The sequence below is a fragment of the Paraburkholderia kururiensis genome (assembly GCF_034424375.1).
Classification (GTDB): Bacteria; Pseudomonadota; Gammaproteobacteria; order Burkholderiales; family Burkholderiaceae; genus Paraburkholderia; species Paraburkholderia kururiensis_A.
The window spans coordinates 6,066,962-6,086,694 of sequence record NZ_CP139965.1; the positions used below are offsets into that span (position 1 = coordinate 6,066,962).

Genomic DNA, 19,733 nt, shown 5'->3' on the forward strand with positions numbered 1-19,733 from the left:
TCGCAAGGAGTGGCTTTGAATTGCCTGCTGGGCCTTTCGTGAGTCGAACAAGCCGCAACGGATGACGCTAACCCGCTACGGCTTTCGCCGCCCTTTCCGGTTTGCGGTCTGACTGCCTCAACGGGTCGGCCAGCCAGCCGGTCCAACCGCCTCGCACTGTGAATTTTTGCGAGCTTGAAGTTCGCCATTAACGTGTGCAATCGCCTTGCCATCGCGGACGTGCGATGACGAGCGGCAGCTGTGCGTCGCTTTATGCCCATTGCATGAAAGGACGCGCCCGTGGCGACCGCCGGGCTCGGACATCCAAGAAATCAAACGGCGAGTGAGCCGCCATCGACATAGAGCTCCACGCCTGCGATATAACTGCTTTCGCTCGATGCCAGAAAGAGCACGGCGCGCGCGATTTCGTCCGGCTGGCCTAGCCGCCCCAGCGGCACAACTTGTTTCAGCAGATCTTCGACGCCCGGCCGCGCCTCGAGGTAGCTCCGCATCGGACGTGTCTCGGTCCCGCCCGGCGAGACCACGTTTACGCGGATGCCGCGCTCCTTCAGGTCGGTTGTCCAGCTTCGCGCGAACGATCGCACAGCCGCCTTGCTTGCGTTATAGAGCGATTGGCCAGGAAACCCTTTACTGCCGGCCACCGAGCCATTCAGGACGACGGCGCTTCCCGACGAAAGTAGTGGCAAAGCCTTTTGCACAGTGAAGAGCATGCCACGCACATTCAGGCCGAATAGCCGGTCGAAACCCTCTTCGTCAATGGTGCCCAGTGGACGCGGCTCGACTTCGGCGACGCCCGCATTTGCGAACACCACGTCAAGCCGACCGTGGTCCCGCTGGATACGCTCGTAGAGTCGATCCAGGTCGGTGAGATTGCTTGCGTCCCCTTGAACACCCACGGCACCGTTTCCTATTTCTTCAATCGCCTCGTCCAGTCGATTTTGTCTACGTCCCATGATGTAGACCCGCGCGCCTTCGTCTGCGAAAAGCCTGGCACTGGCAAGACCGATGCCCTCGCTGCCGCCAGTGATTGCCACAACCTTGTTCTCGAATCGGTTTGTCATATGCCCTCGGTATAAATGGAGTATTGCTCCACTTAGTATATGGAGGCATCATCCGCTTATCAAGCAGAATTAGAACAAGGATGAAGAGCCAAAATTCAACGGTCGACGAAGCGCCACTGCGTGCCGACGCGGCTCGCAACCGGGCACGCATTCTCGAAGCTGCGGAGGCGCTGTTCATCGAACGCGGCGCCAACGCGTCGCTGGACGATATTGCGAAGCGTGCCAACGTCGGTATCGGCACGCTCTATCGTCGTTTCCCGACGCGCGACGCGCTGCTTGCCGCGACAAGTGACGAGCGCCTCCTGGCGCTTGCCGAAGCAAGCCGCGCACGCGACGAAAAGCTGGATCCGGGAACTGCGGTACGCGCCTTCGTCAAAGAACTCGTTAACCACGCGAGCCACTATCGCGGGTTGGCTGCATTGCTGGGAACGGTATTGCAGGAAGGGACGCCCGGCTGCCACGCGGGGCGTGAAGAAGGGCGCCGGCTACTCCAGCGGGCCCAAACGGCAGGCGTGGTTCGCGGGGACGTCTCTATCGACGATCTCGTATGTGTGGTCACCGCAATCGCTCTCGCTGTCGAGCACGGCGGTGTAACCAAGTCGCGTGTTGCCCACCTCGTCGACCTCTTCCTCGACGGCATAGGCAATACTCAGGGCGCGAAGACCCTAGCCTCTTCTCGCACAGACCATGCAACATAAGCAGCGATTCGATTGGAAGCGGACATCGGGTGGAGAACAGTCAAGGTCAGCTTCGGTCGCACGCTGCCGACCACTACTTCTCACCACGCTCGACCAGAACATGCTGGTTGCATGAGGCAGTGGTCGGCCAATAAGGGACCTTCGCCGACGTCAGAAGAATCGCTGACAATCCTGTGCGCATCAAATTCCGATCTCAAGACCGGATGCGACACTATCGCCCTGCCCGAGGGCTCCCACGCACCAGGCGTACAATCCTCTGACCATATCGGGTGCCACGTCCATTTTTGGCAGAGTCGTCAATGGCATCTGACGATGCACGCCCTGAGAACCGCCAACCCATAGGCGCAGCGATTTCGCGGCCGGCAGCGGAGAACAAGCCACATGCCCGCTCAGATAACGCCCAATCAGCTCGTTCAGTTGATCATCCCAGGTATCACGGCCGTCTTTTCGCTCAGTTTTGCCTGCACATGGATCTACGACAGACGACTGAGCTATCTGCACTTTCTCGCCGCGTCATTTGCTGCTTTCGCCCTCGGTTCGGCCGTGCAGATTTGCCATCTGCCGGACGAATGGCGCTTGAACGCGCTGATATCTGCGGCGTTTTACATCTTGAGCATTCAGCTATTGGCGCAAGGCGTTTTACGCAGGGCTGGGCTTCGTCTCGGGCCGGCGACGCACGTGTCTGTCTTCGCGCTGGTGATGGGCGCCATCTATTACTTCTCGTTCGTGACGCCGAATCTGCTCGTGCGCGTCTACATTTTGAATCTCAGCGCCGGGCTGTTGATGCTGCTTACCGCCTTCCTTTTCCGGAAACGCTGCCATGGCCGCACCGTCAACCGCGTTCTTCTCTGGGTGCTGATGATCTTCGGCGCCAGTTTCTTTATCAGAACACCGCTCACGACGATCCGGCCGCTGCCTCATAGCACCGCACCGTTCGGGCAAACCATTTTCTGGGTCCTGCTCCAGTTGTCGCTGGCCCTAATGGGGGCCGTGTTGGGGCTCGTGCTGCTGGCCGCGGCAATGTCGGATGTGATCGACAGACTGACTCTCGAACGCGATCTCGACTCGCTCACCGAAACGTTGAACCGGCGCGCGTTTGAACGCATGGCGGGCCGCCGCGTCGCGGACAGGCGAAGCTATCCGCTCGCGCTGATCGCTTTCGACATCGACAACTTCAAATCCATCAACGACCGTTATGGGCATGCGGCCGGCGACGCGGTGCTGCGCCAGTTCGCCGCAATCCTGCGCGCCGCGGTGCGCGAGAAAGACGTGGTGGCGCGCATCGGCGGCGAGGAGTTCGTGCTTCTGCTGCCGGGCGCTGACGACAAATTCGCGTATCAGATCGCGGAGCGTCTGCGCATCGTGCTGGAGTCTTCACGCTTCAATGAAATCGGGGCTACGCTGCGCGTTACGACGAGTGCCGGCATTGCCCGGCATCGGCCTGGCGAGGCGGTCGGAGCGTTGCTGGCGCGCGCCGATCACCTGCTCTACGCGGCAAAGCGCGCGGGGAGGAACCGGGTGGTCACTGAGCCATCAGGTCAGACGTGGGATGCTCCCGAGCTTGATATTGTGTGATCGCCCGAAAGCCGGCAAGCACTCAAACCGTACCGTCGCAGACGGGCTTGGGGTAGGAATTCCGATAGGAGCATCGGGCGTCGTCGACGCTGCTCGCCAGTGTCAGCTTCTGCTAACCGCGATCGTCCCTTGTGGGTCACTTCATGCCCTTGCATGACACGAGCGCCTCGGCTGGTCGTCGCGCTCGTTCGTCGGGCGCAAGCCGGCCAGAAACGGACTTTGACGAAGCACGACCGATTGGCCGTTCTCCATGGACGTGGCGACACTCAATCCGCAGCCAGATTGCCGAGAAAAATAGAAGAGCACGATCCCTGACGCAGCAAGCCGGTTTTGAGAACCGGCTGACCGCGAGCTAGTGGGCCTTCAAGAATGCGGCGATCAACTCGGCGATCTCTCGCGGTGCATCCTCGAAGCTGTAATGGCCGACTCCCGCGAGCCGGTGAATCGGTGCCATGGGAAAGATTTCGCTGAACAGCGGCAGAAAGTGTTCAGCTGCAAGCGTGCGATCGGCCTCGCCCCAAATTGCGAGCGCTGGTTTTGAACGGATCGTGTCGAGAGCCGTCGCGTCTGGCATTTCGAAACGATGTGCCCCGATCGCGAAGCCCTTCGCCCACCCTATCGCGCCAGCACTGTCCGTTGGCACGACGAAACGCGAGCCGTAGGCACGCAGCCACGTATCGTTGATACGTGCGTGGTTTTCGAAGCCGTTGAGCTTCAAGGCACTCAGGATATTGAAGCCGAGTTCGTCCAGCACGGATTCGAGACGGCCTTGCGAATGAGCGCGGAGGATCCACTGGAACCAAGGCGAGACTGCGGCATTTGCGTTCAGCCGGTCGAATAACGTGCTTTGGCCGAAAGGCGTCGGGCCGTTCGTGCTGACGATTCGGCGAATGCGGCCGGGATGTCGTGCGGCGAGTCCCATGCCGACGGGGCCGCCGAAGTCGTGCATGACGAGAGTGATGTCGCTTAGGTCCAGGGCAAGCACGAACTTTTCAATGTTGTCGATATGATCCTGCAGCCAGTACGTCCGCCGTTCCGGCGTTTCGCTCTTGCCGAATCCCATGTGGTCGGGCGCAATCACACGGTAGCTGCCCGCGAGTGCAGCGATCAGATCACGAAACAGATAGCCCCACGTCGGTTCCCCGTGAATGCACAGGACAACCTCGCCATCAGTGGGTCCCTCATCAACGTAATGCATGCGAAAGCCGCCGACTTCGCTGAAGCGCGGCGCAAACGGAAATGTTCCGTCAAACGTGTCATTCGATGGTGTCATCAGGGTTCCCTCACGAATGGAGCGGCGGGCAATCCGGCCGGTCGTAAGAGGTTAAACTTTGACATCGCTGTCAAGGTCAAGCGTATCTTTCGGGAGATGTCATGCGTATCGGAGAGCTGGCTCGCCGCACCGGCGTCAGTGAGCGGATGCTGCGGTATTACGAACACGAAGGTCTGCTGAGTCCGAAGAGGACCGATTCGGGCTACCGCGATTACGGCTCCGAAGAAGTAGACGCAGCACAGCGCATTCGCATGCTCAGCGCGGCAGGACTGAAGATGAGCAGCATCCGGCTGTTGCTGCCTTGCGTACTCGGCGAAAAACCTGTGTTTCATCCATGCGTTCAAGCTCGCGCGTTGCTGCGCGACGAGGTCGAAAAGCTCGACACTCGGCTGCGCGAACTCAGTGAAACGCGAAAAGTGGTTGCGAGACTGCTCAATGCGGTCGACACCAACGCGACATTGCCGCTCTAGCCGTTGCGTCGGCTTGAGTTTGACGCACTGCCCCTTGGCGATGCCCATCAAGTTGGCATGTGGCGATATCGGGTCCGGGAGCAAATGCTTCGGACCATCCTTTAAAGAAGTCTTTCCACGAACAACCGCAATCGAGAGTGGTAGAGGCGCTCAAAAATAAACGCCCGAGGGCCGATATGGGTCGATGGGCGCAGTACGCTGATCCAGGTGCGATGTAGCGGTGGCGTCCGGCGGTCGTCGGCCAGTAACCGCCCTTTGGCAACTTCCTTGAATGACCGGCCAGATTTCGACGACCTGCGTGCCTGACGGCCGCAAGCCCTGGAAGACGCAAATCAGGTGACGGATCGCGGAACCGCTGCGCGTTTAACGCGGCCCGGGGATGAGGAGCAGCTTGCCGTGCGCGCGCCCGGCCATGCTAGGTTCGACCGCTTCCCGCCAGTCTTCCCACGTGAACGTGCGCGTGACCGGAATGGCGAACTGCCCGATGGCGGCCAACCGGGCGTAGTCTCCGAGTACGTCGTAGCGATGCACCCCCTCCTTCTCGCGCCCTGTCGTGCGAACGCCGAGGCCGCCCTCGTCAAAATCGCTGAAGCTCATCACCCGGCGAGGGTCGCCGCCCACAATCCGGATGAGGTCGGGCAGCACGCCTTCGACACGCGCGGTATGCAAGGCGAAATCGGTCGCACCTTGCGCGATCTCGCGAACACGCTCGACCATCCCTTCGCCGTAGGGCGTCACTTTCGCGCCTAGTGCACGCAGGCGATCCGCGAACGTTTCGCCGGCACTGGCAATCACATGGGCGCCCCGCAGCAGCGCGATCTGAACAGCGGCGAACCCGGTCATCGTCCCGCCGCCGTTGATCATGATGGTTTGCCCCTTCGATAGACCAAGCAGGTCGATGCTGCGGGTGGCCGTTTCGACGGCCATGGGAAGACACGCCGCATGCTCGAGGCTCAACCCGTGCGGTACGGCAAACCAGACTTTCAGGACGGCGTATTCCGCCGCTCCGGCGGTGGGATAGCCGAGATAGTCGGGAACGCCAAAAACGGGATCGCCGAGGTTGACGTCAGCGACGCCTTCCCCGATTGCATCGACCGTCCCCGCCACGTCGAAGCCGATGCCGCGCGGCGGCGGCAGCGGAAAGAAGCCCTGGCACACCGCCCAGTCGGCCGGATTGAAAGCGCACGCATGAACGCGGACACGCACCTGCCCCGCGCGGGGTGAGGGGACGGGAACATCGGCCAGATGCAGGACATCCGCCGGCGCACCATAGCGCTGAACCCAAAGGGCTTTCATCGTTGATGGATCGGCACTCGACATTGCAATTCTCCGTGACGGTTGGCAATGGATGCGAGACGCGCGGTTGCCTCTTCCCAGCTTGCGGCGGATGGAGAACAACGATAGCGTATCGTCATATGCTGACGATACGCGTAAAGTCAGCTTGTGACAATACGATTGGTGAATCATGCCCAGAGATCCCGAAAAAGTGCGGCGCCGCCTTCAGGAGGCGGCGCTCAAGCTCTATCAAACCCGCGGTTACGACGGCACGACGGCGGCCGACATCGCGGCTGAGGCCGGTGTCACGCAGCGCACGTTCTTTCGTCATTTCCCTGATAAGCGGGAAGTGCTGTTCGGGGGGGAAGACGAGTTCATCTCGACACTGACGAGCGCGGTGGCGAGCGCCCCGCCGGACCTGGGACCGCTGGAAGCCCTGGTTCGCGCGTTCGCGTCGGTCGAGCCACTCTTCATCCAGAATCGCCCATTTACCGAGCCGCGCCGGCACATCATCGCGGCCCACCCGGCCTTGCAGGAGCGGGCACAGACCAAGTCCCGCGCCGTCACGTCGGCGCTCGTGGAGGCATTCCGGCAGCGTGGTGTGTCCGACCAGGCCGCCAACCTGGCGGCACAAGTCGGAATGGCGACGCTAGGTCAGGCGGTTGCCGCCTGGTTCGAAAACGGGTCGACGGATCTTGGCGTCCACGTCGAACACGCGTTCAAGGAATTGAGCGATCTCGTGAAGTTTGCCCAGCGGCCAGGAGACGAGAGAGGGGTGCGGTAGCCCTCACGCCCGGACTATCGTTATCGGCCTCAAAGTTGTCGTTCGGTGCCGGATGACAAAAGGTCAGCGTCGGGTCGATGTGAGCCGACCGCATCGGGCAGAGGTCTACCACGCTCGGCCGTTCGTACAGCCCAGTACTTCTTGGCACGCAAAGGCATCAGACAAACCGATGTCGGCCGTCCGGCGCTCCTTTCCGATGACGTGCAAGCGCAACCCTTCCTGCACCTGCCCTGCTTGATCTTTGTCAAACGGGCACGAGCTCGCACAATGGAAACCTGGCTTCTACGCAGACGCCAGGCCCCCCTCCTCAATAGATTCACAAGTAAAGGCCGACGCAAACTTAAGGCGCACCTTGACCTTCCTGCGATGGGAAGGACTAGCATGCCTTCGTCTTTTCCGGGACAGTCTCTGCGATGCTTCGCTTGTCCGCTTTCCTGATTGCCGTTCTGCTGGTCCTGATTCTGCCGATTCGGCTGGCGGGAGCGACGGCGCTCTCCTGCGATACGGAATCTGGACCTGGGCCGATGAACGGTGGTCATCGCGTCGAACTACGACAAGGCACGTCGGCCCTGTCCCGCGCGATCCGCGTGCATAGCGCGATGCGCACGAGGCATGCCGACGGCCAATGCGGAACGTGTGTCTCCTGCTCTACCAGTGCGTTTGAAGCAGGTCCCCGCTTCGCACCTCCAGGCGTTAAAGCATTCATGTTTTACACACCCCGTCCCATGTCCGATCCCGAGTCGAGCTTTCTGACGGAAGGTATCGACCGCCCTCCCCGCATTCCTCTCGCGTAGCGCCGCCAGGTCGTCCTTGCAGCTTCGCTCAAGGCTGTCCCGGCGACTCAAGCCGCCGTCTCACGCATTGCGTGAACACCTATGCACCGGGTCCGGCCCGAAACGATCCTCATCGATCGTCGACCTGATCCGTTCCGACTATGGCGCATGCCTTCCGGCAACGCGTGTCCGGGTGATGTGCGTCCACTCAGAAATTGAGGAAATCAAAATGAACTGGTTATCGCAGAATGGGTACTGGATTGCCCTTGCCCTCGTCATGCTCCTGATGATGCGGCGAGGTGGAATGGGATGCGGCATGGGCGGAGGTCACCGTGCCCCGCGCGAGGACAACTCGCATCACGACAGCGACGGTGCCGCGTTGCGTGATCCGGTCAGCGGCCACCCGATAGATCGGGCCCACGCGTTGACGACTGTTTTCAACGGTCGCACGTACTACTTCGAATCGGAAGCGTCGCGCGAGACATTCAATCAGGATCCGCAGCGGTTTGCCGGCAGCATGCGCAGCCGTCATCACGGCTGTTGAATCGAATCCAGAATCCACATTGTTCATCGAGGGGAAATCGCGATGGATACAGCAACTCATGCGGTGATTTACACGTGCCCGATGCACCCTGAAATCGAGTGCCCTGCGCCCGGTGCGTGCCCGAAATGCGGTATGGCGCTCGAGTTGAAGACGCCGGTATCGAGCCACACCGAATGGACATGCCCGATGCACCCGGAGATCGTTCGTTCGGAACCCGGCGCCTGCCCGAAGTGTGGTATGGCGCTCGAACCACGCACCGCTCACGCCAACGAAGAGCGCAACTCCGAACTGGAATCGATGACCCGGCGTTTCTGGGTGAGTGTCGTTCTGACCGTACCGCTGCTTGCGTTGGCCATGGCGGGCGAGATTCCCGCCATGCACCTCGGCTCGCTGCCCGGCGCATCGTATCTTTCCTGGATCGAGTTCGCACTCGCCACTCCAGTGGTGCTGTGGGGCGGCGCCCCGTTCTTTGCCAAAGGCTGGCGATCGGTCGCGACGTGGAATCTCAACATGTTCACGCTGATCGGGCTGGGTGTAGGCGTGGCCTATGTCTACAGCGTGGTAGCGCAGATTGCGCCGGGACTTTTCCCGCCCGCGTTCCGGCATTCCGTCACCGGCCACGTCGCGGTGTATTTCGAGGCCGCTGCGGCGATCGTGACGCTCGTACTGCTCGGCCAGGTGCTCGAGTTGCGCGCGCGCAGCAGCACCAACGCGGCAATCCGCGCGCTGCTCGGCATGGCGCCCAGGCTGGCTCGGCGGGTGGGCGCCGATGGCAGCGAAACGGATGTTCCACTGGAGCAGATTCAGGTGGGCGACCGGCTGCGGGTACGGCCGGGCGAGAAGGTGCCCGTCGACGGCATGGTGCTCGAAGGACGTTCGTCGGTCGACGAATCGATGATCACCGGCGAACCTATCCCGACCGAGAAGATTTCGGGCGACAAGGTGGTGGGCGCAACCGTGAACGGCAGCGGTACGCTGATCATCGAGGCACAGCGCGTGGGGGCCGACACGCTGCTGGCGCAGATCGTCCAGATGGTCTCCGAAGCCTCGCGCAGCCGCGCGCCGATCCAGCGCCTGGCCGACGTCGTAGCAGCGTACTTTGTGCCGGCCGTGGTGCTGACCGCCATCGTGACCTTCGCCGTCTGGGCCATGGTCGGACCCGCCCCCGCGATGGCCTATGCAACCATCAATGCCGTGGCCGTGCTGATCATCGCCTGCCCCTGTGCGCTGGGGCTCGCCACGCCGATGTCGATCATGGTGGCAAGCGGGAAAGGTGCCACGGTGGGCGTGCTGTTCAGGAACGCGGAGGCGATCGAAACGCTGCGCCGCGTCGATACGCTGGTGGTCGACAAGACGGGCACGCTCACGGAAGGGCACCCGTGCCTCCAGGAAGTGCTGCCGGCGGCCGCATTTCTCGCCGACGACGTGCTGCGTTTATCGGCCAGCCTGGAGCGCGGCAGCGAGCATCCGCTTGCGGCCGCCATCGTGCAGGGCGCGCTGAGCAAGGGATTGGCGCTCGAGCAGGTGGAGGCGTTCGAATCGGTGCCGGGAAAAGGCGTGAAGGGCCGGGTCGCGGGCCGTCCTTGCCTGCTGGGCAACCTGGCCTTGCTGACGGCCGGGGGCATCGACACGTCGGCCCTTGCCGGGCTGGCCGAAGCAGAGCGCGCGCAGGGGCGCACCGCGATGTTCGTCGCGATCGACGGAAAGCCGGCCGGTCTCGTTTCGGTGGCCGATCCGGTCAAGGCCACGACACCCCAGGCGATTCGCGATCTGCACGACGAGGGCTTGCACATCGTGATGCTGACCGGAGACAGCGAGACAACTGCAAAAGCCGTCGCACGGACCCTTGGCATCGATGAGGTGATTGCCGGCGTGCTGCCCGATCAGAAGGCCCTGACCATCAAGCGCTTGCAGTCCGAAGGACGGTTCGTGGCCATGGCCGGCGACGGCGTGAACGACGCACCCGCACTGGCCCAGGCTCAAGTGGGCATTGCCATGGGCACGGGCACCGACGTGGCCATGGAGAGCGCCGGGGTCACGCTGGTCAAGGGAGACCTGCGCGGCATCGTGCGTGCCCGGCGCCTGAGCCGAAGCACGCTGCGCAATATCCGCGAGAACCTGTTCTTCGCCTTTGTCTACAACGTGCTGGGCGTCCCGCTTGCCGCCGGCGTGCTCTACCCGGCCTTTGGCATCCTGCTTTCGCCAATGATCGCCGCAGCGGCCATGTCGTTCAGTTCGTTTTCGGTCGTGAGCAACGCTCTGCGGCTGCGGCGGGCACGCATTTGAGCGCCCGGCGCGATGCCGGCCGGATCCAGGTCATGGCGATGCGGGCGATTCTCGCGAATACCGGTGAGACCGTACTCGTGGCGGCGAATGCATTGCCGCTGCCGCGACTGCGCAGCCCGTACTGAGCCTGACACGTGCCGATTTGCGCGGGAATCCGGCCGGGCCAGGGCAGTAATTTGCAGCGAATATTGACCCACGTAGAACGCTGACCTGCCCGGCAACGGGCAGAGGTGCGGACAAAATCCTGGACTACCAGGAGGGAGTCCGTGTACTCGTACGAAGCCGGCATTCGAGCAGCTCAGCTTTATCTGAAGTTGGGCAAGCACATCCAGGCGACCGACACGGGAGCTTGGCTGCCAACGTGTGTTGAGCCGCTACCGAAGGGCGCGTCGGCAGTCACTACCTTCGATTCCGCGTGGAAGCCGCCCTCGTAGACCCCGCCATCGATTTGGACCGCCACAACGTCTGAACGTCCACTTGCTCGTTTCGTCCATCCCGTTTTTCTGCGCTACCAGATGGTTTTGACGTGCGAATAGGCTCGAATCTTCTCGTCCTTTGTCACAAGCGAAACTGAAAATTTACGGGCCGTGGCGACGATCATCCGGTCCGCAGGGTCTTTGTGAAACTCGCCCGGAAGCTCTACCGACTTGACCGCAATTTCGGGATCTACCGGAACGAAGCGAACCGCTTCAATGTCCGCCACGGTTGCGAGCCAACTTCCGACGTCCATCGAAAGCACGAGCTTTTCGCGCTCGACCAGCATCGCTATCTCCCATGCCGAAATGGAAGAGACAAGAATTTCTCCACCGGCCAGCTCGCGTTCGATGGCCGATCTGGCCTTCCTACTCAGGGCCGGATCGCCCGTAACCCACCACACAAGCGCGTGCGTATCGAGAACGATCACTGCGCTGCCTCCCAATCGCCTTCAGCGACCGGGTCGGTCGGGTCTTCGTACCGCACCACCGAACCCCGCAGCACATCAAGCGGATTACGTTCGATGCTCCGGTAGGGCCGGACTTCCAACGCGGGTTTTCCGTGATCGGTCACGATTACACTTTCGCCGGAGGCTTCGACTTGCCGGAAAAATTCCAGCGCCTTTGCTTTGAATTCGGACTTGGAAACCTGATTGCCGTCCATGATGCACCCATAGTCATTTTCACTGGTCATAATGATAGCAAATGTGACTATATGTGCAAGTCATTTTCGCCGTGACCGCGTTGACCGCCCTACGTTTATCAGCCTCGCTGGCCGTTCCGCTGAGCGCTGTCCGGCCCTTTGCGACACTCCCTAACCTGCCTCAATCGACTGGACCGCCTCGCATTGTTCCCGCGCCGGTACATCCAGACAGGGGCAGGCGTGATCGAGGTGAGCGTGCCCAACAAAATCTGAACCGTTTCGAGCGAATGTCCGTGTGCCATGAGGCAGCTCGCAAATGTCCGTCTGCGCGTATGGCTGCTATCCGGCCCGAGGACTGCGGCGCGGTACAGGCTGGCCACGTAGCTTGAGCCGGCGCCCGTCGGATCTCTGCACCTGTACGCTCAGATGGACGTGCGGATGGACCCCATCATCATGCGCGGCGAAGACATACACCCGCCCGTCGCCACGCCCTGGACACCCGACGTCTTGTTCGTGATCTTCACCACGACTTCGGCAGTACGTGGAAGCGTTCGTGCGAGCTGTTTGCGCATGCGTGCGGCTTCGCTGCGCAACCCTGCGCGAGATAGCTGAGGCGCTCGCGCATGTCTAGACGGTTCCTGAAACAGCCGGTCGCCCAGTTCACGAGCATGGCATCGATGTAGATCTTCGGACAGGCCATCTCACCGGCTCCACCGGTCAAGGTTGGCACGAAGCACAGCCGTCCGGATTACTCTGGACCTGTCCTGACACGGCTGTATTTCTGGCTACTCGTTCTCTTCGAAGTAATGCCCGAACTTGACCTGCTTGGTCCGGATATACCGCTCGTTTTCCTCGCGCACGGGAATCGCCAGCGCGACGCGCTCGCAAACGGGAATGCCGTGCTTTGCGAGCGTGTCGAATTTCTTGGGATTGTTGCTCATCAGCCGCACTGACGAGACCTTGAGGATGCGCAGAATGGCGGCCGCCGAGTCGTACTCGCGCGCGTCGTCGGGCAGGCCCAGTTCCAGATTGGCCTCGACGGTATCGAGCCCCTGCTCCTGAAGCGCGTACGCGCGAATCTTGTTCGAGAGCCCGATGCCGCGCCCCTCGTGGCCGCGCAGGTACAGCAGCGCGCCGCGCCCTTCAGCCGCGATGTAGCGCAAGGCCAGATCGAGCTGCTCGCCGCAGTCGCAGCGATACGAGCCCAGCACGTCGCCCGTGAGACATTCGGAATGCAGCCGCGTCAGCACGGGTTCTCCATTGCCGACGTCGCCCATCACAAGCGCTACGTGCTCCGCGCCGCCATCGGCAACGCGAAAAACGTAGGACATGAACGTGCCGTAGCGGGTGGGAAGCGTGGCGGCTGCATCGAGCACGACGCATTCGTCGGTGATTGCGCCAGGTGCGCACGGCGGCTCGTGAGGCGTAGACATGATGTTCGAAGATGCCAAGGCTTGATCCGGCGTGCCGCCGGGATGTGGTATGGACGGGCAGTTTACCGCCAATCGCCGCGGCGCACCGCAATGCGGGCGCCGCGGGGTGTCGTCGACCGCGCGTCAGCCCCAATCCCCCGGCCGATTTCCGGCGCCTATACTGGAATCGAGCCTGCCGGCAACGCGTCGCCCAGGGATGTCGGGGATGTTGCGTCGCGCCACGCCGGCAGACCTTCTCTGACGAAACGGAGCCGCCTCATGACAACCGTTGCACAGGTACTCAAATCGAAGCCGGAGCAAACCGTCTACACCATCCTGGCGGAAGACTCGGTCTACAACGCGATCAAGCTGATGGCGGAAAAGCAGATCGGCGCGCTCGTCGTGAAGGAAGGCGACGCGATCGCCGGCATCATTACGGAGCGCGACTACGCACGCAAGGTCGTGTTGATGGACCGCTCGTCGAAGGTCACACCCGTGCGCGAAATCATGAGCCCGCACGTGCGCTTCGTGCGCCTCGACCAGACCACCGACGAGTGCATGGCGCTCATGACCGAGCGTCGCATGCGGCACCTGCCCGTCATCGATCAGGAAAAGCTGGTGGGAATGGTCTCGATCGGCGACCTGGTGAAGAACATCATTGCCGAGCAGCAATTCACGATCGAGCAGCTGGAGCACTACATCACGGGCGGCAAGGTTTGAACGCCGGGCCGCGCGGCGGGTAACGCAAAGGCGGGTGACGCAAAAAAAGCCCAATCGATACCGGTTGGGCCAAGCCGCCTTCCGGCGGCGGAGGTTCCACAAAACCTGTCTTATGGTCGGGCCGCGCATGGCGCGCGAACGACACGCGCTTGCGCGACCGCCTTCGAGCGAAACGGCGGGCGCCCAACTATCTGATCGCCCGCCGGATACGTTGTGCGCGATGGCGTACCGCACACGACGTCTCGCTTCAGTTACCGGGATCAGTTACCGAAATAAGTGGATTGCTGCGGCGTCACGCGCGCCGGTTGGCCTGCCTGCGACGAGCCCGTCGTCGAAGGACCATAGCCCGTGTCGGCGGTGCGTTGCTGCGCCATCGCCGTGCCGTTTTGCGCGGCGACGCGCGCTTCGGCGGCCTGGATGTCGGCCGGATAGGTCGCGTCGTTCGAGACAGCCGGGTTGTAGCCGGCGCGTTCGAGGTCGATCAGTTCCTGGCGCACTTGCGCACGGGTCACGGGACCGTTCGACTGGGCGAACGAAGCGAGCGGAGCAGCAAGCGCAACGGCAACAACAGCAGCCTTGATCAGGGACTTCGAGTTCATGATGATTACCTCCAAAGTTGTTTTGTCGCTGGCCCGGCACACCATGTGTCGAGCAAGTGACTCCAGTGTAGGAAGCCGATCACCAAGGGAAAACCCCTATTCGAGATAAACATTTTTTCGGCTGGAAGAACAATAGATGAAGGTCTCCCGCCTTACGGCGCGCGCCGACAGCAAGGTGTAAGCCTTCCCGAAGATCGGCACGCGACCGCGGCAGGTCCGGCAGGAATTGCAGAACGCCTGGGGTCGTGCCGTTACCCTTATTCCGCCGCCAGCAGCTTGCGCGGTCCGCTGACGAACGGGCTGCCCGCCTCGTAGAAGCGCAGCATCCGGTGCATTTCGCGCGACAGCCCGACGCGCTTCGTCGCAGCCACCGCGTGCACCGCCGCGTCGCCCTGCACCGGCATCTGCCCGAGCCAAAGCCCGCGGCCCGTACAGAGATCGTGACCGTCGAATGCCTGGCCGATACCGAATGCGCGCGTGAGCCGTCCCGGGCCGCGTGCGAGGTCACGCAGCGCTGCCCCGTTGCGGCGCGCGGTCATCGCCGCGATGCCTTCGAGCGGCTCGATAGCCCGAATCAGCACGCCGGCCCCCACGCCCGCCGCTTCGCTCGACATGTTGAGCATGTATTCCGTGCCGTAGGTGAGCCGCACGTAGGCATGGCCGCGCTCGAGGAACATCGAGCCGTTCCAGGCACGGCGTCCGATGAACGCATGGCTGGTCGAGTCACCGACGGGGTACGCCTCCATCTCCACAATGCGTCCGCTCATACGGCGTTCGTAGAGGACAGGGCCGCCCTCCTCGCCAGGAACGCCTGGCACGGCCGGCACGGGAAACGGCTCGGCCAGGTCGTAGACCAGATACTTGCCCACCATGAAGCGAGCCAGCTCGACGGTATCCACCGGCAGTTCGTCGCGCGTAAGCGGCACGATGGGCAGCAGCATCGATTCGCACGCCGCGGCCGTGTTGCGGCGGCCATCGCGCTTCGTCTGTTGTTGCAATGCTTCGCCCCTGGGCGCGTTCCGAGTCACGTTTTTCCCAACTGGAGTATCGTTAGCTTGCCGCGCGTCCCAAGGCTTGCACAACGGCGCGCGCGGAGCACGTTCTCGCGCATTATCGCCACAATTTCTGCAGTATCAGCAGTTGCTGTACGCGCAGCGCCGCATTTCCCGCAATAACGTTCATTCAGGCTCGACCCGGCAACGCCCGCAGCACCAGGCGGTTGCCATGAACGCTCTCGACATCACGACAACCGGAGAAAACGCATGAAGGCAATTCACGCAATCAGGATGGCAGTCGGCGCACTCGTCGTCGCGACCTCGGTCGGTGCATGGGCACAGGCCAGCGATCCCGGAACGGACACCGCCAACACCGCCGCTTCGGCGAAGGCCAGCAAGAAGGCCGCGCGCTCGGCCAATCGTGCCTTGCAGAAGAAAGTGCGCGCCGCGCTCGCCCGTGCGAAGGGCGTTTCGGTGGCCAACATCACGGTCCGCGCGAACAACGGCGCGGTGACGCTCGCGGGCACCGTGCCGGATGCTTCGCAGATCGATCTGGCCACCCAGGCTGCGCAGGGCGTGGCCGGCGTGACGTCGGTCAAGAACGCGTTGACCGTGCGCTCCGAGGGCGGTCAGTAAATCCGCAGTCAGTCGCGCTGCCGCGCGCGCTTGCGGCAGCCTCGCGCCTGTCTTCCGCGTTCCCGTCTTGCCGACATGCGGCGCATCGCATCGGCAGGACAGGAAAGGGAAGACAGGCGCAGCCGCAGCGTTGCCGCCGCCATCAGCCCTGTGCGCGCCGCTGCATTTCGCGGGCAATCACGATCTGCTGGATCTGCGTGGTGCCCTCGTAGATGCGAAAGAGCCGCACGTCGCGATAAAACCGCTCGATGCCGTATTCGCTCATGTAGCCTGCTCCGCCGAAAATCTGCACGGCGCGGTCGGCCACGCGCGAGCACATTTCCGTGGCGAACATCTTGGCGCACGACGCCTCCGCGGTCACGCGTTCGCCGTCGTCGCGACGACGTGCGGCGTCCACGATCATGCAGCGCGACGCGTAGATTTCGGCCTGGCTGTCCGCGAGCATCGCCTGGATCAGCTCGAATTCCACAATCGGCTTGCCGAACTGCTTGCGCTCCATCGCATAACGCAGCGCGTCGGCCAGCATGCGTTCCGCCGCGCCGGTCGCCACCGCGGCGATATGCAGACGGCCCTTGTCGAGCACCTTCATCGCGGTCTTGAACCCCACGCCTTCGCGCCCGCCGATCAAGCTGTCCGCCGGCACGCGGCAATTCTCGAAGATCACGTCGCACGTGTGGGCGCCCTTCTGTCCCATCTTGCGGTCGATCTTGCCGAGCGAGAGCCCCCGCGTGTCGCGCTCCACCACGAATGCCGAAATGCCGCTGGCGTCCTTGCTTGCCGGATCGGTGCGCGCCATCACCGTGTAGATGCCGGCTTCCGGCGCGTTCGTGATGAAGCGCTTCGTGCCGTTCAGCACGTAGTGGTCGCCGTCGCGCGCCGCCGTGGTGCGCAGCGACGCGGCGTCGGAACCTGCCTCCGGCTCGGTCAGGCAGAACGAGCCGATGAGTTCGCCCGAGGCGAGCCGCGGCAAATACTTCTGCTTTTGCCCGGGCGTCCCGTCGATCACGATGCCCATCGACCCGATGCCGTTGTTGCTGCCCACCGCGGAGCGGAATGCGGGCGACGTCTTGCCGAGCTCCATCGCGGCCAGCACTTCCTCTTCCATGGTGAGGCCCAGCCCGCCGTATTCCTCCGGCAGGCACAGGCCGAACAGGCCGAGCGTTTTCATCTCGGCGAGCAGGTCATCGGGAATCTGGTCGGTCTCGGCGACGATCGCTTCGGCAGGCACGAGGCGCTCGCGCACGAAGCGGGCGATGCTGTCGAGCAGCAGGTTCAGCGTTTCCTGGCTACGGATCACAACGTCTCCTTCGGTGGCACTTGCGGGTTGTCTGTGCGGGCTGTCGCTTCGCCGCCTTCGCCTGCTTCAGTCGCCCGTTGGGGTTCACGACGCAACGAAGAACGCCCGCTTTCATTTGCTATATTGGATCGGACCTGTTCATCCGGCAGACAAAGCATAACGGTTGCCGCGCCATGACATCGACGAACAACAAGAGGAACGACCGCATGACGACGACATCGACCGTGCTGCCCCGCTGGACCCTCTTCACGCCCATTGCCGCGTGGATCGTGCTGTGCGCGGCGCTGCTGTGGCCGGGCCACGCGATCTTGCTGGTGCTGGTGGGCATTGCGCTCGCGGGATCCGTGTTTGCGGGCGTGCATCACGCGGAGGTGGTCGCGCATCGCGTGGGCGAACCGTTCGGCACGCTGGTGCTCGCCGTTGCGGTGACCGTGATCGAAGTGGCACTGATCGTCTCGGTGATGATCGGCGGCGGCCCTGAAAAAGCGGGCCTCGCACGCGACACCGTGTTCGCGGCGGTGATGATCGTGTGCAACGGCATCGTCGGTCTGTGCCTGCTGATGGGCGGCTTGCGCCATCGCGAACAGGACTTCCAGATTCGCGGCGCGAGCGCCGCACTCGCCGTACTCGCGTCGCTTTCCGTGCTCTCGCTCGTGATGCCGAACTACACGAGCCAGAATCTCGGTCCCATGCTCTCGCCTTCGCAGCTTGCGTTCGCGGGCGTGTCGTCGCTCGTGCTCTACTGCGTGTTCGTATTCGTGCAGACGGTGCGGCACCGCGATTACTTTCTGGCCGCGGGCGACGGCGAACATCATCATGCGGCGCCGCCGAGTGCGCGCGTGGCGATGGTGTCGGCGCTGCTGTTGCTGGTGAGCCTCGTCGCTGTCGTGCTGCTCGCCAAGCTGCTGTCGCCCGCAGTGGAAGCGGCCGTGCACAGGGCTGGCCTGCCCGAAGCGGTGGTGGGCATCGTCATCGCCGCGCTCGTGCTGCTGCCCGAAGGGCTGGCCGCGTTGCGCGCGGCACGCGCCGACCGGCTGCAGACGAGTCTCAACCTGGCGCTGGGCTCCGCACTCGCCAGCATCGGACTCACCATTCCCACCGTGGCCGTCGTCACGTTGTGGTTCCACATGCCGCTCGCACTCGGCATCGGCGGACGCGATACGGTGCTACTCGTGCTCACGCTGATCGTGGGGACGCTCACGCTCGGCACGGGCCGTACGACCATTCTGCAAGGCGCTGTGCATCTGTCGCTGTTCGCAGCGTATCTGTTTCTTTCGGTGGCACCGTAGGTGTCGCGAGGCCGGGTGCTGCCGCGGTCGCCGCTCAATCGGCCCAATGCGCCGCCAGCCACTCGCGGAAGCACTGCACCTTTTGCAGATGCGCGACGCTCTGCGGATAAACGAAAAAGTAGCGCGCGCCCGTGGCGAGCACCGTATCGAACGGCCGCACGAGCCGCTTCGCCGCCACGTCTTCCTCGATCAGCGCAAGGTCGCTGATCGCCACGCCGAAGCCCTGCAGCGCCGCGTTGGTCGCCAGGTCGAGCGTTTCGAAGCTGGGCCCGTGACTCGCATCGACGCCGCTCGCGTCGTTCACGCCCGCATGCGCGAGCCACATCTTCCAGTCGCGGTGATCGCGCGTGGGATGCAGCAGCGTGTGCCGCGCAAGATCCTCGGGCCGCGCGAGCGGTTTATCGACGAGCAGTTCGGGCGCGCACACCGGCGTCAGACGTTCCTCGATCAAGGGCACCGCCTGCACGTCCGCGCCGGGCGACGTGCCGTAGACGATGGCGGCATCGAACGGCTCCACCTCGAAATCCACGTCGTGCTGCCACGTGGTGGTGATCTGCACGTGCAGGTCCGGGTACTCGGCCTGGAAACGCATGATCTTCGGCAGCATCCAGCGCATCACGCAGGTGGGCACCTTGAGCGCGAGATCGGTGCGCTGGCGCGTAAGACGCAACGAAATTTCCTCGATGCGGGCGAAGCTCTCTTTCACGGCCGGCAGCAGCAATTCCCCTTCGGCGGTGAGCGTGAGTCCCTTCGCATGACGCTTGAAGAGCGGGAAGCCGTAATAGTCCTCGAGCGCGAGAATCTGCCGGCTCACCGCGCCCTGCGTGAGGCAGAGATGCTCGGCCGCACGCGTGAAGCTGCGGTGACGCGCCACGGTCTCGAAGATCTGGAGGGCGTTCAGAGGCGGGAGTCGTCGCATGGCGGCGTTCT

The 19,733-nt window shown here is 63.0% G+C and carries 20 protein-coding genes; 9 read left to right on the forward strand and 11 right to left on the reverse strand.

Annotated features, from left to right (window positions below; translation table 11 throughout):
- Positions 1 to 311: 311 nt before the first annotated feature.
- On the reverse strand, positions 312 to 1,061 hold the full coding sequence (locus tag U0042_RS27180; RefSeq protein ID WP_114815032.1) for a glucose 1-dehydrogenase: 750 nt from the start codon (positions 1,059 to 1,061) through the stop codon (positions 312 to 314).
- Positions 1,062 to 1,141: 80 nt separating this feature from the next.
- Here U0042_RS27180 and U0042_RS27185 point away from each other — a divergent pair, with 80 nt between their 5' ends.
- Together U0042_RS27185 and U0042_RS27190 are read left to right on the forward strand one after the other, a co-directional pair.
- Positions 1,142 to 1,759, forward strand: a complete 618-nt coding sequence (locus U0042_RS27185; RefSeq protein ID WP_114815031.1) for a TetR/AcrR family transcriptional regulator — start codon at positions 1,142 to 1,144, stop codon at positions 1,757 to 1,759.
- A gap of 381 nt (positions 1,760 to 2,140) precedes the next feature.
- A complete protein-coding gene (locus U0042_RS27190; protein WP_114815030.1) occupies positions 2,141 to 3,334 on the forward strand; it encodes a GGDEF domain-containing protein in 1,194 nt (397 codons plus the stop codon).
- Positions 3,335 to 3,686: 352 nt separating this feature from the next.
- Here the strand turns inward: U0042_RS27190 and U0042_RS27195 are convergent, their stop codons facing one another.
- Positions 3,687 to 4,607, reverse strand: coding sequence for an alpha/beta fold hydrolase (locus U0042_RS27195; RefSeq protein WP_114815029.1), 921 nt, complete (start codon positions 4,605 to 4,607; stop codon positions 3,687 to 3,689).
- Between the two features lie 101 nt (positions 4,608 to 4,708).
- Between U0042_RS27195 and U0042_RS27200 the strand changes: the two genes are divergently transcribed.
- Positions 4,709 to 5,077 (forward strand): MerR family transcriptional regulator, encoded by a 369-nt coding sequence (locus U0042_RS27200; protein ID WP_114815028.1) that lies wholly within the window; start codon positions 4,709 to 4,711, stop codon positions 5,075 to 5,077.
- Between the two features lie 363 nt (positions 5,078 to 5,440).
- On the opposite strand, the gene U0042_RS27205 is transcribed toward U0042_RS27200, so the two are convergent.
- Positions 5,441 to 6,397 carry an NADP-dependent oxidoreductase gene (locus U0042_RS27205; protein WP_232833612.1) on the reverse strand — a complete coding sequence of 319 codons (957 nt, stop codon included), beginning with the start codon at positions 6,395 to 6,397 and terminating at the stop codon, positions 5,441 to 5,443.
- Positions 6,398 to 6,542: 145 nt separating this feature from the next.
- On the opposite strand from U0042_RS27205, the gene U0042_RS27210 reads away from it, so the two are divergent.
- From U0042_RS27210 to U0042_RS27220, 3 genes are all read left to right on the forward strand, one after another.
- Positions 6,543 to 7,136 carry a TetR/AcrR family transcriptional regulator gene (locus tag U0042_RS27210; RefSeq protein ID WP_114815026.1) on the forward strand — a complete coding sequence of 198 codons (594 nt, stop codon included), beginning with the start codon at positions 6,543 to 6,545 and terminating at the stop codon, positions 7,134 to 7,136.
- A gap of 1,002 nt (positions 7,137 to 8,138) precedes the next feature.
- The gene (locus U0042_RS27215; RefSeq protein WP_114815044.1) at positions 8,139 to 8,453 is read left to right on the forward strand and encodes a YHS domain-containing protein; all 315 of its coding nucleotides are present in this window, start codon (positions 8,139 to 8,141) and stop codon (positions 8,451 to 8,453) included.
- Between the two features lie 42 nt (positions 8,454 to 8,495).
- Positions 8,496 to 10,739 (forward strand): copper-transporting P-type ATPase, encoded by a 2,244-nt coding sequence (locus U0042_RS27220; RefSeq protein ID WP_232833611.1) that lies wholly within the window; start codon positions 8,496 to 8,498, stop codon positions 10,737 to 10,739.
- A 508-nt stretch (positions 10,740 to 11,247) separates the two neighbouring features.
- Here U0042_RS27220 and U0042_RS27225 read toward each other — a convergent pair.
- The 4 genes from U0042_RS27225 to ribA form a co-directional block, all read right to left on the reverse strand.
- Complete coding sequence (locus tag U0042_RS27225; protein ID WP_114815024.1) at positions 11,248 to 11,643, reverse strand: type II toxin-antitoxin system VapC family toxin; 396 nt, start codon at positions 11,641 to 11,643, stop codon at positions 11,248 to 11,250.
- Positions 11,640 to 11,876, reverse strand: coding sequence for a type II toxin-antitoxin system Phd/YefM family antitoxin (locus U0042_RS27230; protein ID WP_114815023.1), 237 nt, complete (start codon positions 11,874 to 11,876; stop codon positions 11,640 to 11,642). The genes U0042_RS27225 and U0042_RS27230 overlap by 4 nt, the downstream gene beginning before the upstream one ends.
- Before the next feature lie 499 nt (positions 11,877 to 12,375).
- Positions 12,376 to 12,555 carry a hypothetical protein gene (locus tag U0042_RS29995; protein ID WP_419150471.1) on the reverse strand — a complete coding sequence of 60 codons (180 nt, stop codon included), beginning with the start codon at positions 12,553 to 12,555 and terminating at the stop codon, positions 12,376 to 12,378.
- Between the two features lie 85 nt (positions 12,556 to 12,640).
- Complete coding sequence (gene ribA, locus U0042_RS27240; RefSeq protein ID WP_114815043.1) at positions 12,641 to 13,288, reverse strand: GTP cyclohydrolase II; 648 nt, start codon at positions 13,286 to 13,288, stop codon at positions 12,641 to 12,643.
- Positions 13,289 to 13,546: 258 nt separating this feature from the next.
- Between ribA and U0042_RS27245 the strand changes: the two genes are divergently transcribed.
- Complete coding sequence (locus U0042_RS27245) at positions 13,547 to 13,987, forward strand: CBS domain-containing protein (protein WP_114815022.1); 441 nt, start codon at positions 13,547 to 13,549, stop codon at positions 13,985 to 13,987.
- 260 nt (positions 13,988 to 14,247) lie between these two features.
- On the opposite strand, the gene U0042_RS27250 is transcribed toward U0042_RS27245, so the two are convergent.
- Positions 14,248 to 14,586, reverse strand: a complete 339-nt coding sequence (locus tag U0042_RS27250; RefSeq protein WP_114815021.1) for a DUF4148 domain-containing protein — start codon at positions 14,584 to 14,586, stop codon at positions 14,248 to 14,250.
- Between the two features lie 257 nt (positions 14,587 to 14,843).
- Positions 14,844 to 15,527 (reverse strand): DNA-3-methyladenine glycosylase, encoded by a 684-nt coding sequence (locus U0042_RS27255; protein ID WP_114815042.1) that lies wholly within the window; start codon positions 15,525 to 15,527, stop codon positions 14,844 to 14,846.
- Positions 15,528 to 15,848: 321 nt separating this feature from the next.
- Between U0042_RS27255 and U0042_RS27260 the strand changes: the two genes are divergently transcribed.
- Positions 15,849 to 16,217 (forward strand): BON domain-containing protein, encoded by a 369-nt coding sequence (locus U0042_RS27260; RefSeq protein ID WP_114815020.1) that lies wholly within the window; start codon positions 15,849 to 15,851, stop codon positions 16,215 to 16,217.
- 142 nt (positions 16,218 to 16,359) lie between these two features.
- On the opposite strand, the gene U0042_RS27265 is transcribed toward U0042_RS27260, so the two are convergent.
- Positions 16,360 to 17,514, reverse strand: coding sequence for an acyl-CoA dehydrogenase family protein (locus tag U0042_RS27265; RefSeq protein ID WP_114815019.1), 1,155 nt, complete (start codon positions 17,512 to 17,514; stop codon positions 16,360 to 16,362).
- Positions 17,515 to 17,720: 206 nt separating this feature from the next.
- Between U0042_RS27265 and U0042_RS27270 the strand changes: the two genes are divergently transcribed.
- Complete coding sequence (locus U0042_RS27270; protein WP_114815018.1) at positions 17,721 to 18,803, forward strand: calcium:proton antiporter; 1,083 nt, start codon at positions 17,721 to 17,723, stop codon at positions 18,801 to 18,803.
- A gap of 34 nt (positions 18,804 to 18,837) precedes the next feature.
- Here U0042_RS27270 and U0042_RS27275 read toward each other — a convergent pair whose 3' ends face one another.
- Positions 18,838 to 19,722 carry a LysR substrate-binding domain-containing protein gene (locus U0042_RS27275; protein ID WP_114815017.1) on the reverse strand — a complete coding sequence of 295 codons (885 nt, stop codon included), beginning with the start codon at positions 19,720 to 19,722 and terminating at the stop codon, positions 18,838 to 18,840.
- Between the last annotated feature and the right edge of the window lie 11 nt (positions 19,723 to 19,733).

Bases quoted from the DNA above. Each gene is read 5' to 3' on its own strand.
- U0042_RS27180 (WP_114815032.1), bottom strand. From the start codon at position 1,061: ATGACAAACCGATTCGAGAACAAGGTTGTGGCAATCACTGGCGGCAGC.
- U0042_RS27215 (WP_114815044.1), top strand. From the start codon at position 8,139: ATGAACTGGTTATCGCAGAATGGGTACTGGATTGCCCTTGCCCTCGTC.
- ribA (WP_114815043.1), bottom strand. From the start codon at position 13,288: ATGTCTACGCCTCACGAGCCGCCGTGCGCACCTGGCGCAATCACCGAC.
- U0042_RS29995 (WP_419150471.1), bottom strand. From the start codon at position 12,555: ATGGCCTGTCCGAAGATCTACATCGATGCCATGCTCGTGAACTGGGCG.
- U0042_RS27250 (WP_114815021.1), bottom strand. From the start codon at position 14,586: ATGAACTCGAAGTCCCTGATCAAGGCTGCTGTTGTTGCCGTTGCGCTT.
- U0042_RS27190 (WP_114815030.1), top strand. From the start codon at position 2,141: ATGCCCGCTCAGATAACGCCCAATCAGCTCGTTCAGTTGATCATCCCA.
- U0042_RS27270 (WP_114815018.1), top strand. From the start codon at position 17,721: ATGACGACGACATCGACCGTGCTGCCCCGCTGGACCCTCTTCACGCCC.
- U0042_RS27255 (WP_114815042.1), bottom strand. From the start codon at position 15,527: ATGCTGCTGCCCATCGTGCCGCTTACGCGCGACGAACTGCCGGTGGAT.
- U0042_RS27210 (WP_114815026.1), top strand. From the start codon at position 6,543: ATGCCCAGAGATCCCGAAAAAGTGCGGCGCCGCCTTCAGGAGGCGGCG.
- U0042_RS27200 (WP_114815028.1), top strand. From the start codon at position 4,709: ATGCGTATCGGAGAGCTGGCTCGCCGCACCGGCGTCAGTGAGCGGATG.
- U0042_RS27205 (WP_232833612.1), bottom strand. From the start codon at position 6,397: ATGTCGAGTGCCGATCCATCAACGATGAAAGCCCTTTGGGTTCAGCGC.
- U0042_RS27260 (WP_114815020.1), top strand. From the start codon at position 15,849: ATGAAGGCAATTCACGCAATCAGGATGGCAGTCGGCGCACTCGTCGTC.
- U0042_RS27220 (WP_232833611.1), top strand. From the start codon at position 8,496: ATGGATACAGCAACTCATGCGGTGATTTACACGTGCCCGATGCACCCT.
- U0042_RS27245 (WP_114815022.1), top strand. From the start codon at position 13,547: ATGACAACCGTTGCACAGGTACTCAAATCGAAGCCGGAGCAAACCGTC.
- U0042_RS27185 (WP_114815031.1), top strand. From the start codon at position 1,142: ATGAAGAGCCAAAATTCAACGGTCGACGAAGCGCCACTGCGTGCCGAC.
- U0042_RS27275 (WP_114815017.1), bottom strand. From the start codon at position 19,722: ATGCGACGACTCCCGCCTCTGAACGCCCTCCAGATCTTCGAGACCGTG.
- U0042_RS27230 (WP_114815023.1), bottom strand. From the start codon at position 11,876: ATGGACGGCAATCAGGTTTCCAAGTCCGAATTCAAAGCAAAGGCGCTG.
- U0042_RS27195 (WP_114815029.1), bottom strand. From the start codon at position 4,607: ATGACACCATCGAATGACACGTTTGACGGAACATTTCCGTTTGCGCCG.